Raw genomic sequence first — 21,642 nt, forward strand, 5'->3', positions numbered from 1 at the left:
TGCTTATAAACCAAATCAATCTGTGTGGACACTCATCCAAAATATCTCTTCGTAAGGAGGTGATCCAGCGCCAGGTTCCCCTAGCGCTACCTTGTTACGACTTCACCCCAGTCATGAACCACAAAGTGGCAAGCGTCCTCCCGAAGGTTAAACTACCTGCTTCTTTTGCAGCCCACTCCCATGGTGTGACGGGCGGTGTGTACAAGGCCCGGGAACGTATTCACCGTGGCATTCTGATCCACGATTACTAGCGATTCCGACTTCATGGAGTCGAGTTGCAGACTCCAATCCGGACTACGACGTACTTTTTGGGATTCGCTCACTTTCGCAAGTTGGCAACCCTCTGTATACGCCATTGTAGCACGTGTGTAGCCCTACTCGTAAGGGCCATGATGACTTGACGTCGTCCCCACCTTCCTCCGGTTTATCACCGGCAGTCTCCCTGAAGTTCCCACCCGAAGTGCTGGCAATCAAGGATAAGGGTTGCGCTCGTTGCGGGACTTAACCCAACATTTCACAACACGAGCTGACGACAGCCATGCAGCACCTGTCTCTCAGTTCCCGAAGGCACAAGACTGTCTCCAGTCTCTTCTGAGGATGTCAAGAGTAGGTAAGGTTCTTCGCGTTGCATCGAATTAAACCACATGCTCCACCGCTTGTGCGGGCCCCCGTCAATTCATTTGAGTTTTAATCTTGCGACCGTACTCCCCAGGCGGTCTACTTAACGCGTTAGCTCCGAAAGCCACGGCTCAAGGCCACAACCTCCAAGTAGACATCGTTTACGGCGTGGACTACCAGGGTATCTAATCCTGTTTGCTCCCCACGCTTTCGCATCTGAGTGTCAGTATCTGTCCAGGGGGCCGCCTTCGCCACCGGTATTCCTTCAGATCTCTACGCATTTCACCGCTACACCTGAAATTCTACCCCCCTCTACAGTACTCTAGCCTCCCAGTTTCAAATGCAACTCCGGGGTTAAGCCCCGGGCTTTCACATCTGACTTAAAAAACCACCTGCATGCGCTTTACGCCCAGTAATTCCGATTAACGCTCGCACCCTCCGTATTACCGCGGCTGCTGGCACGGAGTTAGCCGGTGCTTCTTCTGCAGCTAACGTCAAAATATAACTCTATTAAAGCTATATCCTTCCTCACTGCTGAAAGTACTTTACAACCCGAAGGCCTTCTTCATACACGCGGCATGGCTGCATCAGGCTTGCGCCCATTGTGCAATATTCCCCACTGCTGCCTCCCGTAGGAGTCTGGACCGTGTCTCAGTTCCAGTGTGGCTGATCATCCTCTCAGACCAGCTAGAGATCGTCGCCTTGGTGAGCCTTTACCTCACCAACTAGCTAATCCCACCTGGGCATATCCCGACGCGAGAGGCCCGAAGGTCCCCCTCTTTGGTCCGTAGACATTATGCGGTATTAGCCATCGTTTCCAATGGTTATCCCCCACATCAGGGCAATTTCCCAGGCTTTACTCACCCGTCCGCCGCTCGTCAGCAAAGAAGCAAGCTTCTTTCTGTTACCGCTCGACTTGCATGTGTTAGGCCTGCCGCCAGCGTTCAATCTGAGCCATGATCAAACTCTTCAATTAAAGTTTTTGTGACACCGAAGTGTCGGCTCAATGAATACTGCTTTTCGTCTCCGCTTTTTTAAAAAAAGCAGAAGCAAAAAGTCACATTACTTTCGTAATGCTGAATTGACTGTGCTCTTGTCAGATAACAGTAAACTGCTTTCCAACTTGATATTGGTCACTCGGTTCATTGATAAAATCTTATTGGATATTTATCGACGAGTGCCCACACAGATTGATTGGTCTATATTGTTAAAGAGCACCTAGTGTCTGGCTTGTCGCCTTGGCTAGGGGTGCGTATCTTACGCTTTTCGAAAATCAAGTCAACAGATATTTGCTAACAATTTTAAGGATTTTCTTTCACCTTGAGTTTGTCGTTTTCAGACACTCTCTGTCGGTGAGGCGGCATTATAGGGAACAAATAACTTGTAGCAAGTGATTTTTTTACTTTTTTTTCCGTTTGCTCAAAAAGAAATCAGAAACGTTATAAATAATGTTACAACCTTTGAAGATTATCACAGCAATAGGTTGGAAAAACCCCGGACATAAACGTAAGATTCATTTATCTGTTCTATTTTATTTATGTATTCATCTTTCTTATTAATTGATAAGTAGTATTCCAATATGAATTTAACTAAATATTTTTTGTGGCTTGCCACGTTTGCTGTATTAGGTGTCATTGCACTTTCTCAGCTCGCAATTCCCTCGGTGGTTGCTTTCCTGGTCGGATTGGCAGGAGCAACACTTGTTTTTCTTCTCACTTCACAAAATTCGTCTTCTCAACAGCAATCACAGATGGCGACAACAACATTATATGTCGGCAACCTCCCTTACAAAGCCAATGAATCGAATGTGAAAAGCCTATTTGCAGATTATGGTGAAGTCTTCGCTGTGCGTTTAATGAAAGACAAACGGACTGGCAAGCGACGTGGATTTGGCTTTGTGGTCATGCCGGAGGCTGACGCACAAAAAGCAATTACAGAACTCAATGAGTCTAGTTATATGGATCGGACTCTTAAAGTTCGGGTTGCGAATGATCCGAAAAATCCTGAATCGGATAGTTCTCAATTTGATTAAATCCCCAATCGGATAAAACTTGTGTCAGTGCTTCGCTATCATATGGCGAAGTGCTGGCAAAAACCCGAGGTGTTTTTGGGGCATGTCTACACATTGTTTCAGAAATCAAGCTCTCCACCCTTCGGGCAATCGCTTTGCCAGAATCCACCAGAATGACCTTGCTTCCTAATACCTGCTGAATCTCATCTCTCAATAGCGGGAAATGTGTGCAGCCGAGTACCGCAACATCGATTTTCCCCTGAATCGGTTGAAGAATGCTTGCCAGTTCAAACATGTTCACTGTAACGCCACGTAATTTACGCTCAGCCATATCGACCAACGCTGTTGAGCCAAGCAGACAGATATCTTTATCAGATGAGAAGTCCCGAATCAGCTCATGCGTATAAGGCCGCTTGATGGTTGCGGGAGTCGCAATAAGGCCGACACATTGCTGGGCCAAATTACACGCAGGCTTAATCGCAGGCACAACCCCAACGACAGGAATATCTAAGCGCTTTCGTAAGGAAGGCAAAACAATCGTGCTCGCGGTATTACAAGCAATCACAACGATATCAATCGCCATTTTCTTAACGATAGATGTGACTAAGGCTTCAACCCGGTGGAGTAGTTCCTGTTGTGGTAGCTCTCCATATGGATAGCCTTCATTATCGAACAGATAGAAGTAGTTATGATCAGGCAGTCGCTGAATAATTTCCCGATAAACCGAGAGGCCACCGACACCGGAGTCAAAGATTAGGATATTAGAAACTTGTGAAGACACGATAAAAATATGGTACGTCAGAAAGGAGAAAATAAGCTGCATCATACGCTTTCAATGCTTTTTAGCAATAGCATTGAACCAATGGAAGAGCCGCCAAACGGCGGCTCTGATGCATTACAAATCATATGAGATATTTAGATAGTACTCTCTATCTGCCGTATTGTAACCAAGTGCGGTCTGATATTCCCTATCAAGTAAATTAGCAACTCTACCACCGACTTTAACACCATTATCGAACATATAAGAAGTTGCCAAATCAACTAAACCATATCCTCCTAGGACTTTTTGGTTTCTTGTATCTTCGTATCTTTTCCCTTGAAATAAATAACTCAACTTAACTTGCCATGCTCCATATAGATATTCAGTATCCCATTTGACACTATGTCTTGCTCTACGTCTGAGCTGCTTATCTGTTGAACTATTTTTAGCATCCAGAAAATCGTATACGACGGTGTGATACAAACTCCCTGTTTCAAATTTTGAGACAAACTCCATCCCTTGTATATCGACTCTATCCACATTTTCATTTGAGAGACTATCGATCATATCTTTCACGCGGCTTCGATAGGCTGCCAGACGAAGCTCCGCCCCATAATAAGTCCCTTCAAATGCTAATTCACTCGTCTTTGTTTTTTCAGGAACAAGAGATGGATTCCCGGAGTAGCAACCACCGGATCCAAAACATTGGGTCGGCCAATAAAGTTGATTAAAGGTTGGCGCTTTAAAGGATTCCCCATAACTCATCGTAATACGCAGATCATCCGATAAACGATATGCCGAGGCAATTTGGTTAGTCGTTACATAACCGTAAGCACTATTTTTATCCCGTCTAATATTTCCTTCAGCAGAAAAGTCTCCTAAAGATAAATATCCGCCAAGATAGCCAGCAGTATTTCTTCGTTTATCACTGAGGTACTCAATCGAACCATTGTCAACACGATCACGATACCAGTCGAAACCACCAGTAACGACAAGCACTTGATTTAACTTATATCGATTATCCCATGAAAATGAGTCTCGGTTGGTACTAATCGTATTTGGTGTTGCTCCTTGCCCATGGAATTCAGCCGAATCCTGATTCGTTGCTACCGTCAAGTGACTTTGATAACTAGGATCTACTTTATACTCTGTAATCAAGCCGACATTATATAAATCACTATCTGTCTGATCAGCTCCATTCGATGATTGTCCATAATCATAATCTGAGTTTTTACGCTGGTAATACCCATTCAATTTTAGGGTTAATGAGTCTGATAGTTTTCTCCCCACATCAGCCAATATATATTGTGAGAGAACCCCATCATTATCTGAATCATGAATATTTGGACTATTCGTCTTTACATCAAAACCATCATTCTGTTGATGAGTTACAGACATGTTTAACCAACTAACATCATCCGCCACAGAAAAATAAGCATTTGTATCAAAGTATTTATTACTTCCTACCGATGCTGATACGCCTGAACGGTTGCTCGGCGATGCTGTTGTAATCAGATTAACAACACCACTGACTGCATCGGAGCCATAAACGGCAGCTCGAGGGCCTCGAAGTACCTCTATCCTCTCAATACCTTTCAGTGGAATTGCAGATAGATCTGTTGATCCAGAGGTGGCACTACCGATCCTAATACCATTTAAAAGGAACAAGGTATTACTAGATGAACGTCCTTGTAAATAAAGTTCAGCGCTTTGCCCAAGCCCTCCTTGATTTGCAATCTGGACACCAGGTAGATGTTTTAGTACATCTACCAACGATGTTGCTTGAATAGCATTAATATCTTGTTTAGTAATAACTTCTACTGGTTCAATAGTTTCTTTTATTTTTTGCTCAAACCGATTCGCTGTCACCACCATCGTGTCAGCATTTGAACTGTCTGCATAAGAATAGAAAGCACAAGGGAGCTGCGATACCACTGCTATCGCTAAAACTGTTTTTTTCATTTTTATATCCTGAATTCGCGTTAATCTGACTGGGATACCTGTCTTCTCCCAGTTGCTGGCAGGTCTTCGGACTTAAGAATATGATTACCCTGAGATAACCGCCAAAATCTCGACTTCCCACACATCTGGTGCAGTGTCTTTTGAGATCTTGTCTTCTATTTACCGCTGCGCGTCAGTTCTGGATTTTCACCAGATTCCCTTTTCAACACCCCAGCAAATGCATACTCGTTGTCACTGGGGGTACCAACTGGCACGATAGTATTGGCCTACCTAACCCTTGTCCAGATGATATTTACGGTATGTATGAAAAAAATTCTTGCGGATCGGCGAACAGACTGGACATCATGATGGAATCGAATAAAATCTGCGCTCTTTAACTGTTCGCTCTGTAAGGTAATACGATGGCTACTCTTGATGTAAATCCCGAACGCTACCAGAATCAACTAAAAGAGAAAGTCACTCGGCTTACTGAGATGTTCTCTGAATTTCAAATGCCAGAACTGACCGTGTTTGAATCACCGGAACAACACTATCGGATGCGTGCGGAGTTTCGTGTCTGGCATGAAGGGAATGACCTCTACTACATCATGTTCGATCAGGAAACTCGCCAGAAATATCGGGTCGATCAGTTTCCGGCAGCAAGCCAACTGATCAATCAACTGATGCCAGCTTTGCTCGAACAGATTCGTGATAACGATATCCTGCGCCATAAGCTGTTTCAGGTTGATTTTTTATCATCACTCAGCGGCGAAATTCTTGTCTCACTACTCTACCATCGTCAGATTGACGAACAGTGGCAGCAAGCCGCACAAACCTTGAAAGAGACATTACGTCAACAAGGGTTCAACCTGAATTTAATTGGCCGGGCGCGAAAAATAAAGATGGTCTTAGATCGCGATTACGTGGTTGAAAAACTGTCCGTCCATGGTCAAACCTACACCTACCAGCAAGTTGAAAACAGTTTCACTCAGCCCAACGGACGTATTGCGGAAAAAATGTTGGCGTGGGCGGTTGACTGCACCCGTGACAGTCAGGGCGATCTGTTAGAACTCTACTGCGGGAATGGCAATTTCTCTCTCGCTCTGGCGCAAAATTTCAACCGTGTGCTGGCAACAGAACTGGCGAAACCTTCGGTCGACTCTGCGCAATACAATATTGCTGCCAACCATATCGATAATGTACAAATCATCCGGATGTCCGCGGAAGAATTTACTCAAGCTATGGAAGGAAAGCGTGAGTTCCGCCGCCTGAAAGATGCTGGCGTTGATCTCAGTAGCTACCAATGCAACACGATTTTTGTCGATCCACCGCGCTCAGGTATGGATATCGATACTTGTAAGATGGTGCAGAAATATCCTCGAATTCTTTATATTTCTTGTAACCCGGAAACCCTCAAGGAAAATCTGGCCGTTCTGAGTGAAACGCACCGCATTACTCGCTTCGCGCTGTTCGACCAGTTCCCCTACACCCACCATATGGAAGCAGGTGTGATGTTAGAGCGCATTAAATAAGGACTTAAAGGATTTTTTGTTATGGTAAGAATCGCCTATGGTACGGCTTGGGGTACGGGAAGGTTTTAACTCTCTGTATCCCGCTAACTATTAAACATAAGGTTTTAATGGACTTAAGGGAATGTACAGATATAACCAGTACTGAATGCATACTTACTAATAGCAAAAAATATAAAAAGAGGCAGCTACATGCTGCCTCTTATCTAAATGAAAAACCACTATCAACAAACCTGCTTAAGATCGGCAACTAGCTCACTTGATCATGTCCACTTCCCCTAAACTGAAATGACGACACTCTATTTACACTAAAATCACTAACGTGGTCACATCTGAAACACAGAATGCAATTTGTATCATAATAGATATTATGTTCCACAAAATTTCAGTATTATCATACACGCATCACATAACTGTAATTCATTTTCTAATTAAATTATTATTTTTTTATATCTTGTTTGCAATCGGTTGCATTATTGTAATATATTTTCACGGCTTTATCTTGTGACCAATTTTTATTTAAATCATAAACAATAGATAATACAAATTAATAATTAGATGTTATATTTGTTATTAAACAATTAAGCATCCATTGTTTAAATTTGCATCTCACAACTCTGGTGTTATTAGCTTTCAGTCAATTACACCAATAACTTAAACAACTAATTTAAAGTTGAAAAAGGAATTTCTATGTTAGGAGAAAATTACTTAAAAAGACTGAAAACCCCAAGATGTGTTTATATTAACTCAAAGTTAGTTACAGATGTAACTACAGAGGATTCGTTTAAAGGGGCCATTGATAGTATTGTTAATTTTTATCAACTCCAAGAGTCACAATCAGACTTGTTCACTTATATGGAAGATGAGAAACAATATCACATAAGTACACTAGCTCCTAAAAACATTGATGATCTAAAGAAGAAACGTGATAGCTATAAGATCGTTGCTGATTTATCTTTTGGAATGCTGGGAAGAACACCTGATTTTATTAATGCAGCTTTAGCAGCTATGGCTGTTAATTCTGACTTCTTAGGAGCGGGAGAGTTTATTGATTTTTCATATAATGCTAAATGTTATTATGAAAAATGCCGTCAGGAAAATCTCTTCGTTGGCCATGGAGCCGTCAATCCCCAGATTGATCGTGCAGTACAATTAGGGATTCAGGAAAATGCATATTGCGGTGTACGAGTTATTTCATCAGATGAAAAGGGCATTATAGTTTCTGGGGCAAAAATGATCGTCACGTTAGCACCTATCGCTGATGAATTATTAATTTTCAATATGCCGGGACTACGTCCTGGTGATGAGGACTTCGCACTGGCTTTTGCCGTGCCGGTAACGGCTCAGGGCCTAAAATTAATATGTCGTAAACCTTTAAACTATAAAAATTATAATTTGTTGGATCACCCAATGGCAAATCAATTTGATGAGTCTGATGCCTATATGATTTTTGATGAAGTGTTTATTCCTTGGAGCGATGTGTTTGTATTTCGCGATGTTGAAAAGTCGAATTCTTTTTATGATAAAACACGGATCCGTAATCACAATGGGCATCAAGGAATTGTTCGTGGACTTGCTAAGGCCGAGCTGTTAACAGGTGTAGCAATTGAACTTGCAGATAAAATGGGCTTGGATACTTTCCTCAATGTCCAAGAACAATTAGGTGAGATGACAACGAGTCTTGAATTAGTTAGAGCTGCAATTCTTCTATCTGAACAGGATGCAACATTAGAAAATGATATCTTAAATCCTAGTATTCATGCAATTCAAGCAGTTCGATACCATTTCCCTAAATGGTATCACCGTATGGTAAATATTATCCAATCACTAGCAGCAGGTTCTATGTTAGCAGTACCGCACCATGGTGACTTCGATAATGAAAATGGTGAGACGATTCGTACAACATTGCATAGCGCAACTATGAGTGCTGAGGAGCGAACTTTTCTTTTAAATCTTGCTTGGGATTTAACTGGTGATGGTTTTGGGCAAAGACAGTTGGTATATGAAATTTATCATGCAGGTGACCCTGTAAGAATTGCTGCAACACATTATAAAAATTATCCTAAAAAAAACATCAAACAGCATATAAATAAAATTAAAAAAAGCTTATCCAGATATAGTTTTAGTTAGAATTAATATCAGCGAACACAAACTTAATATTATTAAATTTTTTAGTTTTTCAAACATATTAATATTGACAATTAAATTAACAACAGTCATTTCATAGGAACTATTATGGCGTATAACTTACCTCAAATAGATAAATTATTCTCTAGGATGGATATTGACTTATTGATTGGTACAAGCAAAGAGAGCATTCAATACTTTTCTGGATTTTCACCTGTAATAAAAACATTAAATCCATATTATGGGCAATGTTATGTGATGCTACATCGTAATGCTCCTGACACAATACATATTGTACATTCTATTGGAGAAATTGATCAGATTCTCGATGCGGATACTCCAATTCATCATGTAAAGACATATGGAACATTTTATAGAGAATCTATTGAAAGTGTGGATTTAACACAGGAAGAGGTGAAACTACAGTTACTCAGTCAGGTTGAGCGATCACATCCTTCTCCAGCAGAAGCAGCTAAAGCATTAATTATCGAGCTGAAAAAAGATATAGATATTAAGAGAGTTGGTTATGACAAAGATGGTATGACATTACAATCATTACAATATCTACAACAGGAGTTTCCGGAGCTTTTATGGGTTGAAGTATCGAAGCAGATTCGCTTTTCTCGACAATTCAAGACCTCACATGAGGTTGAGTTGCTCACTCAGTCTGCTCTAATTAATGAATCTGCAATTTATGACACTGCTGCTTTTGCCAAAATTGGGGTGTCAGAAACCGAATTAGCAGGACGATTTAACTGTGCTCTGGTACAAAGAGGGGCTTTCCCTTCTTTAACTATGCTGAAAATCGGTCGTTCAGCTATTGGTGGACAACGTAGACAACGTTCAGACATTTATTTGCAGTCAGGAGATCTACTTTGGTTTGATTCTGACGCGATCTATCAAGGCTTCTGGTCTGATATTGCAAGAGTCTATAGTGTTGGACAACCGACTCCGATCATTCAAAAACGCTACCAAGCACTACAAAATGGAATGTTAGCCGCACTTGACTTTATACGTCCGGGGCTTACTGGTAGAGATGTATATTCAAGAGTCATGGATGTTGTCCATCGTTCAGGTTTTCCTGAATATAATCGCCACCACGTAGGGCATGCAATCGGGCTGGAACCTTATGAAACCCCTATTCTTAGTCCTTCTGATAACAACATTATTGAAGAGGGAATGGTTCTTTCTGTGGAAACACCATATTACGAGTTTGGGATAGGAGCATTGCATATAGAAGATCCTCTTCTAGTCGGTTCACCACATAACCAGTTTTTGACTGCCAATCCTGCCCCTGATTTAGTGAGATTATAAATTATGACGACACATACTATATGTTCTGTAACTGATCTTATCGGTCATACACCTCTCTTTTCGTTACAGCACCCTCTCATTCCTGCCAATAAAAAGTTGCTGCTCAAACTAGAACAGTTTAATCCAAATTTTAGCGTTAAAGATCGGACTGCTCTAGGGTTAATTCAAACAGCAATGAATAGTGGGAAGTTGCATCCTGGAGGGACAGTAATTGAATCAACTTCAGGGAATTTGGGGAAATCACTAGCAATGCTTAGTGCTAGTATGGGGTTTCGTTTGATTGTAGTCGTTGATCCGAAAGTCAGTCACAACTCTCTAAACTGGTTTAAATCTTACGGAGCTGAAGTTGAAGTTGTTAGTACTCCAGATGTAAATGGTGGATACCAAAAAGCTCGAATTGATAGAGTTAAAGCTTTGTTAGAAAAATATCCTGGGGCTTACTGGACGAATCAATATGATAATCCAGATAATCCGAATTACCATGAGATGATTACCTCACAAGAATTTATAAATATACCTGTTGACATGATGCTTGGTTCAGTGAGTACAGGCGGGCACTTTGGTGGTATTGTTAAAGGTGTAAAAAAGGTACATCCAAAAACGCTTTCTATGGCTTGTGATGTGGCAGGCTCTGCTATTTTTGGAGAACCATTTCATCCCTATTTACTCAATGGATTAGGACTAAGTTGGAAAGCACAGAATACGGATCTAGCCATATTTGACTTTCTTAACAATGTTAGTGATCAGGATGCAATCTCTTTGTGTCGGTTATTAGCGCGTGATATTGGGTTGTTGCTTGGAGGTTCTTCAGGCGTTGTTATTTTCTCTGCACTAGTGGCACTACGGTTACCTGAAATTAATTCAGTACTCGCTATCACACCAGACTCCGGTATCAACTATCTTGAGCAATTTTACGATGATGACTGGCTGGTAGAAAAGGGAGTCATACCTTTATCAAAAGAACAGTTGGAAATTCGGTTATCGTGTAACGCAGACAAGTTTTATGAAGAGATGATAATTCACGATGAAATTTAGATTCTATACTACATGTCTACATATTCTTCCCCCAGAAATTGCGCACCATCTCTCTATATGGGGTTTAAGATATTTTTCCCCAAAGCAATCTATAGAAATACCAGCAGGACTAAGTCAAACCCTTTGGAAGAAAAAATTCGCTCATCCGATTGGTTTGGCGGCAGGGTTTGATAAGGATGCAGAAGCCTACAATGCTTTAGGGCGTTTAGGATTTAGTTTTGTGGAAGTTGGATCTATTACCCCAAAAGCACAGCCTGGTCATCCTCGTCCTCGCTTGTTCCGTCTTAAGGATAATCAAGCGATTATCAATCGGTATGGCTTTAACTCAAAGGGTATGAATTATGCTAAACAAATGTTAGAAAATCGGCGTGACAATATGATTCTTGGAATTAATCTAGGGAAAAATAAAGAAACAGTGAATTATCTGGATGATTTTTTGCAAGTCGCAGAAACACTAATACCTTACGCTGATTATCTGACAATTAATCTATCATCACCTAATACCCCTGGACTGAGAGATTTACAGCAGGCAGAAATCATAGAACCTTTATTAAAAAGTCTTGATGTACTTAGGGTAGAAGAGGCTAGCGGTTGTCCTATTTTTATTAAACTATCCCCAGATATCGCGCCATCAGAAGAGACTGAACTACTCTCTTATTTAGCTAGCTCAATTATTGATGGAATAATTGTCAGTAATACGACAATTAGCCGGGATGGTTTGTCACTATCACCAACAAGCAAACAGTCTGGGGGACTATCCGGTAAACCTTTACAGAAAAGAGCGCGAGATATGCTCATAAGGGTTTATTCGACTGTTGGTCGTGATAAACCAATTATTGCATCAGGGGGAATCAATAGTGGCGTAGAAGCCTATGAACGTATCTGTATGGGGGCAAGTCTATGTCAAATCTATACCGCTTTTGTATATGAAGGTCCAGATATTATTTCTCGTATGTTGACAGAAATGGAGCAATGTATGTTACGTGATGGCTATTCTACAATAGAACAAGCAATAGGATCATATTATGTCTAATATTCAGAGTGAATTTGCGGCATTTCTCATTGACAGCAAAGTAATTAATTTTGGTGAATTTAAGCTAAAATCTGGCAGAGTAAGTCCGTACTTTTTTAACTTCGGTCAATTATCTAGTGCTCGACTATTAAACGAAACTGCACATTATTATGCTCGTTTCCTATATGAGCATAAATTAAGGCCTGATGTGATTTTTGGTCCAGCTTATAAAGGCATTCCTTTAGGTGTTGCGACTGCTTTATCATTACAACGTGATTTTGCATATAATGTTCAATTTTCATTCAATAGAAAGGAAGTGAAATCGTATGGGGATGGTGGATTCCTAGTCGGTTCTCAATTGCAAAAAGCTTGTGTGGTAATCATTGATGATGTGATCACTTCAGGTATTACTATTGATGATAGTGTAAAACTAGTCGTAGAAAATGGAGGACAAGTAAAATCATACCTTGTTGCGCTTGATCGCCAAGAGCGTTCGTTCGATTGTGGTAAATCTGCTATACAGGATGCTGAAGAACGTTTAGGACTAAATATTTTTTCAATTACAAATATTCAACATATTCTAGCGCATCTGACGACGATACCAAATTCGCAGTCGAATGTTGAATCTATACTGAATTATCTGAAGAAGTACGGTGTGTAGTAAAATTAAGATAGGTGAAAATTTACATCTGAATAATACGAGGTCACCCTCAATTTTTATTATTATTCATATGTAGATTGATTCGTCAAAAATATCAAATCAAGTAGAACTAAAAGGAGAGACTGTGAATCCAGTCTATATACTCATTGCTATCAGTGTTGGTGTAGCTATTGCTATGCAGTCAGCTGTGAATAATCAACTGAAGAATATCTTAGGTGGCAGCACTATGCTTGCTTCCATGATTTCCTTTATCATCGGCAGTGTATGCCTTGTATGTTTATGTGCAATATCAGGTGAACGTTTTACACAATTAAATCAGTTGCAATATAGCAATAGCTGGCAACTCACAGGAGGAGCTCTCGGTGCATTCTTTGTATTTGGCACGACGTTTCTTGCACCGCGGATAGGTATTGCTGCAATGATTTCGTTAGTTATATTAGGACAAATTGTTACATCCTTAATTTTGGATAAGTATGGTTTTCTTGGGTTACCAATTCGGGATATTTCTCCTACTCGTTTACTGGGAACAGCCTTAGTTTTGGGCGGTGTATTATGTGTAAACTACAGTAGTCGATGATGATATCTTTATTACCCTTTTGATATAAAGTCGAGAGTTGTTGATGGCTTGTCCTTATATAGTTAGTCAATAATATGTTAATTTAATGATTTCTGTTTAAAGGTGAAAAAATGCGTATTGCTGTTTTTTGTGGCTCTAATCATGGAGTCAGCCCCGAATTTATGGAAGAAACGAAAGCACTAGCTCGTGAAATGGCCAAAAGAAATGCTGATTTAGTTTACGGGGGAGGAAAAGTGGGCCTCATGGGAACATTGGCTGATGAAGCAATTTCTTCTGCTGTTCATGTTATTGGCGTTATGCCTCAGTCTTTGGTTGATTATGAATTAGCACACCCAGATATTGACGAATTGATTATTGTCAGTGACATGCATTCTCGAAAAGCATTAATGGCAGAACATGCAGATGCTTTTATTGCTTTACCTGGTGGTACCGGAACGTTAGAAGAAATTTTTGAGGCATGGACGTGGGCTCAATTAGGTTTGCACTCTAAGCCTTGTGGATTTTTAAATATCAATGGTTACTTTGATGAATTGCTAATTTTCTTTGAGAAAATTATTGCTTCAGGATTTATGAAAGAAGAATATGCTAGTATGCTTACTGTATCGGATAATGTCGGAGATTTACTCGACAATATAGTGTCGTACACTCCACCTGTTCCTAAATGGCAACAGGCCTGTATTCCAGAATCTATATAGTAAATGTGTTTGGCAGACAATAATTGGTAATACATACTATGGATAGGAGGTCCCAAATGAATCAACTTATCAGTGTCGGGTGGCTTTACCGAAAAGGAAATAAGCTACTTTGTGTTAAATCTAAAGGTAAAGATAAGTTCTTTATTCCCGGTGGAAAGTTGGAAGTAGGTGAAACATATGAAGAAGGCTTACAACGTGAAATCCGAGAGGAGTTAAATATTGAGCTCATCCCAAACTCTATCCAGTACCTGTTTTCTATCACGGATATTGCGTATGGTCTGGAAAATACACAGTTGACAATGTTTTGTTATATCGCAGATTTTAACGGTGATATTGCACCAAGTTCAGAAATAGAAACAGCGAAGTGGTTTGAACTTTCCCAAATCCACAACTGTGCTCCTGCGGCACAAAAGGCGATGAGTTACGCTTTGGAGCTGCAGGTATGAAATCCCTCTATAGTGTAGTGCTAAGGCATGGTTAATCATGAATACAACGGAGCAGATGCGCTTCAAACGCTTCATCGATTGTCTCCGCAATCAGTTCGATGCGGCTTTCGACACATTCGTCCAGTTCAACTTCGGTCAATCCGTCTTCTGTCAGGTTATAACCAAAAATCCCGCTGTCCGTAATGAATACCGCTTTCATCCGCTCTAGTTGCAACTCAACCAATAATTGCCGTAGCTTCGAGTGTTCAAAAATCTTCTCTGGAGAAAAGCGCCAGCCCGCACTGTGAAAACCTTCCCCTGCATTGACTGCTTTCAGCATACCGCTTTCCGGTATAGGTAACTCAGAAACCAAAGGCTTATTGTGACGATGATGATGGTGGGGGTGCGCCAAATACGCATGTACCGACGTATTTCCCTCGAACTCGGAGAAAGGGATAACGCCATACTCGGCAAAAATTAACTTCGTATCCGGTCTGCCCACTTTGGCAACATAGTCTTGTAACGCTTGTACATCACCATCTTGATAGAGATCGCGTTTGTTCCCCACCACGGTATCTGCAATTTCAATCTGCTGATTAAACGTTTCATGGTCGGTGTAACGAGAATCCGATAGCTTGCGTGCATCAACTAAAGTGATGTTCTTTTGCAACGACAAGAGCTGACGGTAATACGCTGTCGATAACACCTGCAAGACTTCCTTGGGGTGCCCAAGTCCGGTGGGTTCTATCAGTAAACGATCCGGTTTTGCTTCCGACAACAGTTGGTTGAGTGCGATTTGCATAGGCAGACCTGCCGCACAACACATACAACCACCTGGCACCTCTCGAATGAAAACGTTGCCTTTTGGCACCTGTTGTCCCTGCAATAAGCTCCCATCAATGCCTATTTCACCGAACTCATTGACCAAAATCGCCCAGCGTTCATTGCTCGGTTTGGCAGCGATTAAATTCAAAATCGCCGAGGTTTTTCCTACGCCCAAAAACCCGGTAATCATATGGGTCGGAACCCCTAACATTGGTTGTTCAGATCTCATTGGCAATTCTCTTGTTGTTTTGTACAAATTCGGGGGGCACAACAACCACTGACTCCGACAGATAAACAGCAATACATGAACGGTTACGAAAACCTCATAACACAACGCTCAAAGATTGAGTGTTTAGGGGTTGTTGACCTTTCGTGGTTGAATTTTGTTCAATCTGAACGGGTATTAATCGCGGCGCGGGGCATGCCGCTTAGCTATCCTAAGCAAATGACCCGCAACAAAGAGCAAGACACGTTCAGATGAACCCTCTGGGCAGCATTTGTCGCTCATTTATCCAGCGTTAGGTCATAGTTCATGTAGATCGCTACACTTCACATGACCTGCCTTGACTCAATGCACGACAAATTGCTGCAAAAACTATCAAGAAAGGTCAACAGCCTCTAGCGTTTGACAATAATTTCTCAGCACATTCATCGCACACACAACTGATTTCGAACTGAGGACTCATCACGGTAAAACCTGCTTGCCTAGCATCTGTACGGATGCTGGAAATCACCTTCGGTTCAATCGTCAGCTCACTGACCTTACCGCACTCAGAACAGATCAAAAATTGAGGACACCCATGGTCTTGATTACAACGAATATGGGAACAGACGATGAACTTATTCGACATATTCAGCTTATGGGCGAAATGCTCTCCCTCAAGAAAATCTAAAATACGATAAACCGACATCGCCTGAATGTTCTGCGCAAAATATTGATGGCAGTAATCGACGATTTCATAGGCAGAAAGAGGCTTATTGGCATGCAGCAAAGCATGCAATACCAACTTTCTCTTTGCGGTAAGGTGTTTACCCCGGGTCAGGCAAATTTTTTCTGCCTGTGCCATGATGGCATCGGTATTTCGCATTTGAGGTTATATGAAATCAAGTGTGAGTAATAAGCGCCTTTCATTCGATATCAATTCAGGAGAACGATGTACCAAGCCCGTCTGTTCGTTCCCTTCCCAGCCACCACCTTTCAATAAGGCGACATCACCGGATTGCATCTGATTGATACGCTGCTCATTATCAAATAAACCAGACAAATGATCGGCCATGCCCTGAGCACCCGCTCCCAGTTTCCGGCGATCAACATCGTCGTTACTTAACCACTCCGTCGCAGAACCAACATAAGTCGTCACAAGGCGACAAGGTATTTGATCCACATGAAATTTAGGACACATTGGTTTATCCAAAGCCGTCAAGCGCAGACCCACTTGCTGTAAATCGAAAAGACAGCAGAACATATCAACAATCAAACCTATATCTTCACCCAGTGCATCTGCACATTCGTAATCCGATAACCGATTGCGAATCCACTCAGCTGCATTTGCGGGCGTCACGCTTTGTACCAACGCTAAAGGCTGCCCCTCTTGCAGCATATTTTTAATATGTGCGGTCATCTCGGAAGATAATGGTCGCTGCCAGATCGCAATGTTGTTTTCCGGTTGATAAATATCGCTCAGGATACTCGGCATCGTCGATCTCGGAGCGACCGATGCTCCCCGCACCATCTCTGCAGGCATCGCCATGTCAACACTCATTATTCTTCCTCCCAGGCTGGAAATGGATCCGGTAACGCTTGCCACAAGGGCTCACCCGCCAACATTTCCTCTTCGGTGAGTAAACATTCATCAAGCGCATGTATCATTGCCGCTTTATCTAACCGCTGCCCAATGAACACTAGTTCCTGACGCATATCACCAAATGGCTCAACCCAATTGTTTTCAATCTCTGCTAAGTATTCTGGCTCCGTTGGCCATTGCGCTTTCGGGATCGCTTTCCAAAACATACCGGCAAAACCGTAGTAAGCCATACCACCGGCTTGGTTCCACTGCCCGGCAAAATCTGGACGAGATGCGAGCCAGAAATACCCTTTCGAGCGAATCAACTTCCCGTAGCATGTCGTATTGTGTAGCAACCGATAAAATTTTTCCGGATGGAACGGACGACGCGCCTGATAACAAAAGCTGCTAATGCCATACTCTTCGGTTTCCGGAATATGCTCACCTCGCAGCTCTTTTAACCATCCCGGAGCCTGTTGCGCCCGCTCAAAATCGAACAGACCCGTGTCCAGCACCTCAGAGACATTCACTTGCCCATTTTGAATCGCAATAATGCGCGCATGTGTATTTAAGGTTTTGAGAATCGCTTTTAATCGCTCGACGTCGTCTGCGCTGGCAATATCGGTCTTACTGATCAAAATGACATCCGCAAACTCCACTTGCTCAATCAATAGATCAGAAACACTGCGCTCGTCTTCTTCCCCCAAATGTTCCCCGGTTTCCTGAAGAGACTGAGCCGCTTCGTAATCACGTAAAAAATTCACCGCATCAACCACCGTGACCATGGTGTCTAACGTCGCTACATCGGAGAGCGATACGCCATCGTCATCCGCAAACGTAAATGTCTCTGCAACCGGTAGGGGCTCTGCAATACCGGTCGATTCGATCACTAAGTTGTCAAAACGCCCCTCTTTCGCCAATTGAGCCACTTCCACCAGCAGATCTTCGCGCAATGTACAACAAATACAGCCGTTACTCATTTCCACCAGTTTTTCTTCTTTGTGATTCAGGGAAACTTCGTTTTTGACGGTCGCTGAATCGATATTGATTTCACTCATATCGTTCACGATAACCGCGACTCGCTTGCCTTCACGATTATTGAGAATGTGGCTAAGAACCGTGGTTTTACCAGCGCCCAAAAACCCTGATAACACCGTAACCACAATTTTTTTCTGACTCATTGTCCTCACTCCAAAACTCTTTTATGTATACCCAAATGACCTCAAGATGCAGTTTCAGCGAGAATCACTGGACTCAGAGGCAAGGCAGAGATTTGAGTCATAGCCATTCTATGGCGATAATCTCTAACACAGTCTCTGAGTTCAGTGAACTCGCCCTTCGGGAGTGCTTCAATCGGCGCCTTTCTGCGTCAAATGTCATTGAAATGGGAAGACCATTCCTGCCGACATTTTCCTTGAATGACGCCGATTGAAGACACTCTGAATCCTGCATCTTGAGGTTACTTGGGTATATATTTCCAGTTAACTCTGCGAGTCGGCTTGCATCTTCAGCCGAACTTTCCAAATTACACTCGACGCGATAAATAACCCGGCGGCAATACAAACCATTGTGGGGCCAGTCGGCGTATCCAAAAGGTAGGAAGTGCGTAAGCCAATCACACTGGCACTACAACCAATCACTGCGGCAAGCATCACCATCATTTCCGGTGTCTGACTAAATGGTCGGGCTGTCGCCGCAGGAATAATCAGCATCGCCACAATCAGCAGTACACCAACAACTTTAATGGCAACAGCGACCACGACAGCAAGCGCAATGGTGAGAATGAGTTGTTCCCGTTTAGGCGAAAAGCCACTAGCCAGTGCTAAATCTTTATTCAGCGTTGATAACAGCAGCCCAGACCAACGAAAACGAATCAGCCCGATCACAAACAAAGTTCCCACCCAAATAACCAGCAGATCCATTTTGCTGACGGCCAGAATGTCACCAAATAAGTACGCCATGAGATCCAGTCGAATACCGGAGAGAAATGACACCGCCACAAGACCCGCTGCCAGAGCAGAATGCGCCATCACGCCCAACAGCGTATCCATGGCATACCCTCGCCCGGAAAACGAAGACACCGTGATAGCCATGAGCAACGCAATAAACAATACGCCAGGGAAAATTGGCAGAGAAAAAGAGAGCGATAAGGCAACACCCAACATGGAGGCATGCGCCGTAGCATCGCCAAAATAAGCCATACGACGCCATACAATAAAGCACCCCAGAGGGGCCGCGGCTAAAGTCACACCAATGCCGGCAAAAGCGGCACGCCAAAGAAAATCATCCAGCATTTAATGATCCCCGATGTATGTAATGAGAGGAATCTTGATGCCGATACACGCCTAAAACATCATCGTCATCAAGACCAAACAGTGATTTATATTCCGGAGACTGACTGACCGTTTCCGGAACACCTTCACAGCAGATATGGCCATTTAGGCAGATAACACGATCCGTTCGTCTCATCACCACATGCAGGTCATGACTGACCATCATCACCGCACACCCGGTTTCTTGCCGGATCGCATCAATCTGTTGATAGAAATCCACAGTGCCACGTTGGTCGAGCCCTTGTGTTGCTTCATCCAACAGAAGCAATGAGGGTTCTTCCAACAATGCCCGGGCCAAGAGAACCCGTTGCAGTTGTCCGCCGGACAAGGACATCACCTGCTGTTTTTCCATGCCCGCAACACCAGCACGCGCTAAAGCCTGCCTAATCGCTTCTTTTGAGTGACGCTGTGGAAGCGTCAAAAACCGGTTAACCGTCATCGGTAGCGTTTCATCAATATGGAGCCGTTGCGGCACGTAGCCGATCTTCAGGTCGGCAGATCGAATCACTTGACCACTCGTCGGAGACACCGCACCTATCAACGTTTTTAATAACGTTGACTTACCAGAACCATTCGGGCCGACAATCGTAACGATTTCACCCCGACTCACCGAAATATTGACGCGATCCAAAATCGTGTTATGACCAAACTTAACGGACAACGCTTGTGAAGAAATCAACATCTACTTTCTCCCAATGGTGTGACGATATCGGACAAGTTTTTAAATAAAGACCGACAGATAAGATACCCAAACTAAAAGTTATGTTATAACATAACAATTCAATTTGCCACTCTGACAATTTTTATTACATACGATCAGGAGAATATCATGCTCAAAAAAGCCATATCCGGTATTGCTATCGTTTTGGCAACCGTCTCGCAAGCTTACGCTCAAGCCCCTCATGTCGCCGTTGACATCGCACCATTACATTCACTGGTCGCGCAAGTGATGGATGGTGTCGGTCAACCGGATCTACTCATCCGCGCGGGAGCTTCCCCTCACGAATATCATTTGCGCCCTTCTGAGGCGCAGGCACTCTCACAAGCAGATATCGTGTTTTGGATTGGTGAAGGATTAACCCCTTGGCTTGAAAAACCACTTTCAAGTTTAGCGAGTTCTGCCGTTAAGGTTGAGATGGCAGAAGTGAAGGGAACGACCCTGTATGACTTCCGTCAAGGCGCAACATTCGAAGCCCATGAACATCATGGAGAACATCATGATGGAGCCCATGATCATCATGAAGGGCATCATCACGAAGGACATGACCCTCATATGTGGCTGGATCCCCAGAATGCCGAAGTTTGGGTCACAGCGATTGCTAACACATTGTCGAATGCAGACAGTGAACATACGCAGCTTTATCAACAAAATGCCAAAGCAACGATTATTCGTTTACATCGGCTTAGCGATAAAATTGCGCAGCAAGCCCAAACCCTCAAAGGGATTAAATTCATCGTATTTCATGATGCTTACCAATATTTTGAGCGCCGGTTCCATCTGTTGGCTTCTGGGGCGATTTCCATTTCTGATGCATCGAAACCAAGCCCGGCCCGAATTGCAAAAATTCGCAAAACAGTCAAAGATTTGGGGGTGACCTGTGTGTTTACCGAACCGCAATTCAACCCTGAATTAGTTCATGCGGTCTTTGCAAACTCAGCCATCACAACCATCGGCACCATGGATCCCATTGGTGCGAACATTCCGGTTGGCAAAGATCATTACCGAGCGCTGTTAGCCGCGATGATCGACAGCCTGAAACAGTGTCATCGTTAATATCAATACCACTGAGCCTCTTCTTACCATGCATAGACTGACCATGCTTAGAGAGAGGCTCTTTGCTTCCAACTCCCCCCACAGCCAGCTCGCTAGTACCTAGTCTAGTACCTAGCACCTAGCACCGCCTTAAAGCATCCTCCCTGCCAGCACGAAAATTTCAGCGCATCGATCTTATTTTTCAATTGAGTTTTGTCGAACTTTTGATCAATAATGACCAA

The 21,642-nt window shown here is 42.8% G+C and carries 19 protein-coding genes, 1 rRNA gene and 1 riboswitch; of the genes, 11 read left to right on the plus strand and 9 right to left on the minus strand.

Annotated elements, in window-relative coordinates; translation table 11 throughout:
* Nucleotides 1–52 precede the first annotated feature (52 nt).
* Nucleotides 53–1,594 (minus strand): 16S ribosomal RNA (locus MKS89_RS14585).
* A gap of 603 nt (nt 1,595–2,197) precedes the next feature.
* Here MKS89_RS14585 and MKS89_RS14590 point away from each other — a divergent pair.
* The gene (locus tag MKS89_RS14590) at nt 2,198–2,650 is read left to right on the plus strand and encodes an RNA recognition motif domain-containing protein (protein ID WP_072963565.1); all 453 of its coding nucleotides are present in this window, start codon (nt 2,198–2,200) and stop codon (nt 2,648–2,650) included.
* Here the strand turns inward: MKS89_RS14590 and murI are convergent.
* Nucleotides 2,589–3,452 carry a glutamate racemase gene (gene murI, locus MKS89_RS14595; RefSeq protein WP_077316562.1) on the minus strand — a complete coding sequence of 288 codons (864 nt, stop codon included), beginning with the start codon at nt 3,450–3,452 and terminating at the stop codon, nt 2,589–2,591. The genes MKS89_RS14590 and murI overlap by 62 nt on opposite strands.
* Before the next feature lie 72 nt (nt 3,453–3,524).
* Nucleotides 3,525–5,351 carry a TonB-dependent receptor domain-containing protein gene (locus MKS89_RS14600; RefSeq protein WP_072963562.1) on the minus strand — a complete coding sequence of 609 codons (1,827 nt, stop codon included), beginning with the start codon at nt 5,349–5,351 and terminating at the stop codon, nt 3,525–3,527.
* A 40-nt stretch (nt 5,352–5,391) separates the two neighbouring features.
* A riboswitch (cobalamin riboswitch) is annotated at nt 5,392–5,614 on the minus strand.
* 138 nt (nt 5,615–5,752) lie between these two features.
* On the opposite strand from MKS89_RS14600, the gene trmA reads away from it, so the two are divergent.
* From trmA to MKS89_RS14645, 9 genes are all read left to right on the plus strand, one after another.
* Complete coding sequence (gene trmA, locus MKS89_RS14605; protein ID WP_072963559.1) at nt 5,753–6,862, plus strand: tRNA (uridine(54)-C5)-methyltransferase TrmA; 1,110 nt, start codon at nt 5,753–5,755, stop codon at nt 6,860–6,862.
* Nucleotides 6,863–7,549: 687 nt separating this feature from the next.
* On the plus strand, nt 7,550–8,989 hold the full coding sequence (locus MKS89_RS14610; protein WP_072963556.1) for a 4-hydroxyphenylacetate 3-hydroxylase family protein: 1,440 nt from the start codon (nt 7,550–7,552) through the stop codon (nt 8,987–8,989).
* A gap of 105 nt (nt 8,990–9,094) precedes the next feature.
* Nucleotides 9,095–10,300 carry a M24 family metallopeptidase gene (locus MKS89_RS14615; protein ID WP_072963553.1) on the plus strand — a complete coding sequence of 402 codons (1,206 nt, stop codon included), beginning with the start codon at nt 9,095–9,097 and terminating at the stop codon, nt 10,298–10,300.
* 3 nt (nt 10,301–10,303) lie between these two features.
* Complete coding sequence (locus MKS89_RS14620) at nt 10,304–11,335, plus strand: pyridoxal-phosphate dependent enzyme (RefSeq protein ID WP_072963551.1); 1,032 nt, start codon at nt 10,304–10,306, stop codon at nt 11,333–11,335.
* Nucleotides 11,325–12,368, plus strand: a complete 1,044-nt coding sequence (locus MKS89_RS14625; RefSeq protein ID WP_072963547.1) for a quinone-dependent dihydroorotate dehydrogenase — start codon at nt 11,325–11,327, stop codon at nt 12,366–12,368. The genes MKS89_RS14620 and MKS89_RS14625 overlap by 11 nt, the downstream gene beginning before the upstream one ends.
* Nucleotides 12,361–13,008 (plus strand): orotate phosphoribosyltransferase, encoded by a 648-nt coding sequence (gene pyrE / locus MKS89_RS14630; protein WP_021021881.1) that lies wholly within the window; start codon nt 12,361–12,363, stop codon nt 13,006–13,008. The genes MKS89_RS14625 and pyrE overlap by 8 nt, the downstream gene beginning before the upstream one ends.
* 124 nt (nt 13,009–13,132) lie before the next feature.
* On the plus strand, nt 13,133–13,585 hold the full coding sequence (locus tag MKS89_RS14635) for a DMT family transporter (RefSeq protein WP_072963544.1): 453 nt from the start codon (nt 13,133–13,135) through the stop codon (nt 13,583–13,585).
* 110 nt (nt 13,586–13,695) lie between these two features.
* Nucleotides 13,696–14,280, plus strand: a complete 585-nt coding sequence (locus MKS89_RS14640; RefSeq protein WP_072963542.1) for an LOG family protein — start codon at nt 13,696–13,698, stop codon at nt 14,278–14,280.
* A 56-nt stretch (nt 14,281–14,336) separates the two neighbouring features.
* Nucleotides 14,337–14,726: an NUDIX hydrolase gene (locus MKS89_RS14645; RefSeq protein WP_072963539.1), complete on the plus strand. Its 390-nt coding sequence runs from the start codon at nt 14,337–14,339 to the stop codon at nt 14,724–14,726.
* 31 nt (nt 14,727–14,757) lie between these two features.
* On the opposite strand, the gene MKS89_RS14650 is transcribed toward MKS89_RS14645, so the two are convergent.
* From MKS89_RS14650 to MKS89_RS14675, 6 genes are all read right to left on the minus strand, one after another.
* Nucleotides 14,758–15,759, minus strand: a complete 1,002-nt coding sequence (locus MKS89_RS14650; protein WP_072963537.1) for a CobW family GTP-binding protein — start codon at nt 15,757–15,759, stop codon at nt 14,758–14,760.
* A 379-nt stretch (nt 15,760–16,138) separates the two neighbouring features.
* On the minus strand, nt 16,139–16,618 hold the full coding sequence (locus MKS89_RS14655) for a Fur family transcriptional regulator (RefSeq protein ID WP_072963534.1): 480 nt from the start codon (nt 16,616–16,618) through the stop codon (nt 16,139–16,141).
* 6 nt (nt 16,619–16,624) lie between these two features.
* Complete coding sequence (locus MKS89_RS14660) at nt 16,625–17,293, minus strand: DUF1826 domain-containing protein (protein WP_072963531.1); 669 nt, start codon at nt 17,291–17,293, stop codon at nt 16,625–16,627.
* Nucleotides 17,293–18,495, minus strand: coding sequence for a zinc metallochaperone GTPase ZigA (gene zigA / locus MKS89_RS14665; RefSeq protein WP_072963529.1), 1,203 nt, complete (start codon nt 18,493–18,495; stop codon nt 17,293–17,295). Before zigA ends, MKS89_RS14660 begins: the two co-directional genes overlap by 1 nt.
* Nucleotides 18,496–18,795: 300 nt before the next feature.
* Nucleotides 18,796–19,608, minus strand: coding sequence for a metal ABC transporter permease (locus MKS89_RS14670; protein WP_072963526.1), 813 nt, complete (start codon nt 19,606–19,608; stop codon nt 18,796–18,798).
* Entirely contained in the window at nt 19,598–20,329 is a 732-nt protein-coding gene (locus MKS89_RS14675) for an ATP-binding cassette domain-containing protein (RefSeq protein ID WP_072963523.1), read from the minus strand. The genes MKS89_RS14670 and MKS89_RS14675 overlap by 11 nt, the downstream gene beginning before the upstream one ends.
* 147 nt (nt 20,330–20,476) lie before the next feature.
* Between MKS89_RS14675 and MKS89_RS14680 the strand changes: the two genes are divergently transcribed.
* Nucleotides 20,477–21,421: a zinc ABC transporter substrate-binding protein gene (locus MKS89_RS14680; protein ID WP_072963521.1), complete on the plus strand. Its 945-nt coding sequence runs from the start codon at nt 20,477–20,479 to the stop codon at nt 21,419–21,421.
* Nucleotides 21,422–21,642 lie beyond the last annotated feature (221 nt).

Source organism: Vibrio gazogenes, assembly GCF_023920225.1.
Classification (GTDB): Bacteria; Pseudomonadota; Gammaproteobacteria; order Enterobacterales; family Vibrionaceae; genus Vibrio; species Vibrio gazogenes.

What these genes read in the sequence shown, in the direction of transcription:
- MKS89_RS14600 (WP_072963562.1), bottom strand. Translation starts at nt 5,351, where the DNA reads ATGAAAAAAACAGTTTTAGCGATAGCAGTGGTATCGCAGCTCCCTTGT.
- MKS89_RS14670 (WP_072963526.1), bottom strand. Translation starts at nt 19,608, where the DNA reads ATGCTGGATGATTTTCTTTGGCGTGCCGCTTTTGCCGGCATTGGTGTG.
- MKS89_RS14680 (WP_072963521.1), top strand. Translation starts at nt 20,477, where the DNA reads ATGCTCAAAAAAGCCATATCCGGTATTGCTATCGTTTTGGCAACCGTC.
- MKS89_RS14625 (WP_072963547.1), top strand. Translation starts at nt 11,325, where the DNA reads ATGAAATTTAGATTCTATACTACATGTCTACATATTCTTCCCCCAGAA.
- MKS89_RS14655 (WP_072963534.1), bottom strand. Translation starts at nt 16,618, where the DNA reads ATGCGAAATACCGATGCCATCATGGCACAGGCAGAAAAAATTTGCCTG.
- MKS89_RS14610 (WP_072963556.1), top strand. Translation starts at nt 7,550, where the DNA reads ATGTTAGGAGAAAATTACTTAAAAAGACTGAAAACCCCAAGATGTGTT.
- MKS89_RS14675 (WP_072963523.1), bottom strand. Translation starts at nt 20,329, where the DNA reads ATGTTGATTTCTTCACAAGCGTTGTCCGTTAAGTTTGGTCATAACACG.
- MKS89_RS14650 (WP_072963537.1), bottom strand. Translation starts at nt 15,759, where the DNA reads ATGAGATCTGAACAACCAATGTTAGGGGTTCCGACCCATATGATTACC.
- trmA (WP_072963559.1), top strand. Translation starts at nt 5,753, where the DNA reads ATGGCTACTCTTGATGTAAATCCCGAACGCTACCAGAATCAACTAAAA.
- MKS89_RS14645 (WP_072963539.1), top strand. Translation starts at nt 14,337, where the DNA reads ATGAATCAACTTATCAGTGTCGGGTGGCTTTACCGAAAAGGAAATAAG.
- pyrE (WP_021021881.1), top strand. Translation starts at nt 12,361, where the DNA reads ATGTCTAATATTCAGAGTGAATTTGCGGCATTTCTCATTGACAGCAAA.
- murI (WP_077316562.1), bottom strand. Translation starts at nt 3,452, where the DNA reads ATGCAGCTTATTTTCTCCTTTCTGACGTACCATATTTTTATCGTGTCT.
- MKS89_RS14640 (WP_072963542.1), top strand. Translation starts at nt 13,696, where the DNA reads ATGCGTATTGCTGTTTTTTGTGGCTCTAATCATGGAGTCAGCCCCGAA.
- MKS89_RS14660 (WP_072963531.1), bottom strand. Translation starts at nt 17,293, where the DNA reads ATGAGTGTTGACATGGCGATGCCTGCAGAGATGGTGCGGGGAGCATCG.
- zigA (WP_072963529.1), bottom strand. Translation starts at nt 18,495, where the DNA reads ATGAGTCAGAAAAAAATTGTGGTTACGGTGTTATCAGGGTTTTTGGGC.
- MKS89_RS14620 (WP_072963551.1), top strand. Translation starts at nt 10,304, where the DNA reads ATGACGACACATACTATATGTTCTGTAACTGATCTTATCGGTCATACA.
- MKS89_RS14615 (WP_072963553.1), top strand. Translation starts at nt 9,095, where the DNA reads ATGGCGTATAACTTACCTCAAATAGATAAATTATTCTCTAGGATGGAT.
- MKS89_RS14590 (WP_072963565.1), top strand. Translation starts at nt 2,198, where the DNA reads ATGAATTTAACTAAATATTTTTTGTGGCTTGCCACGTTTGCTGTATTA.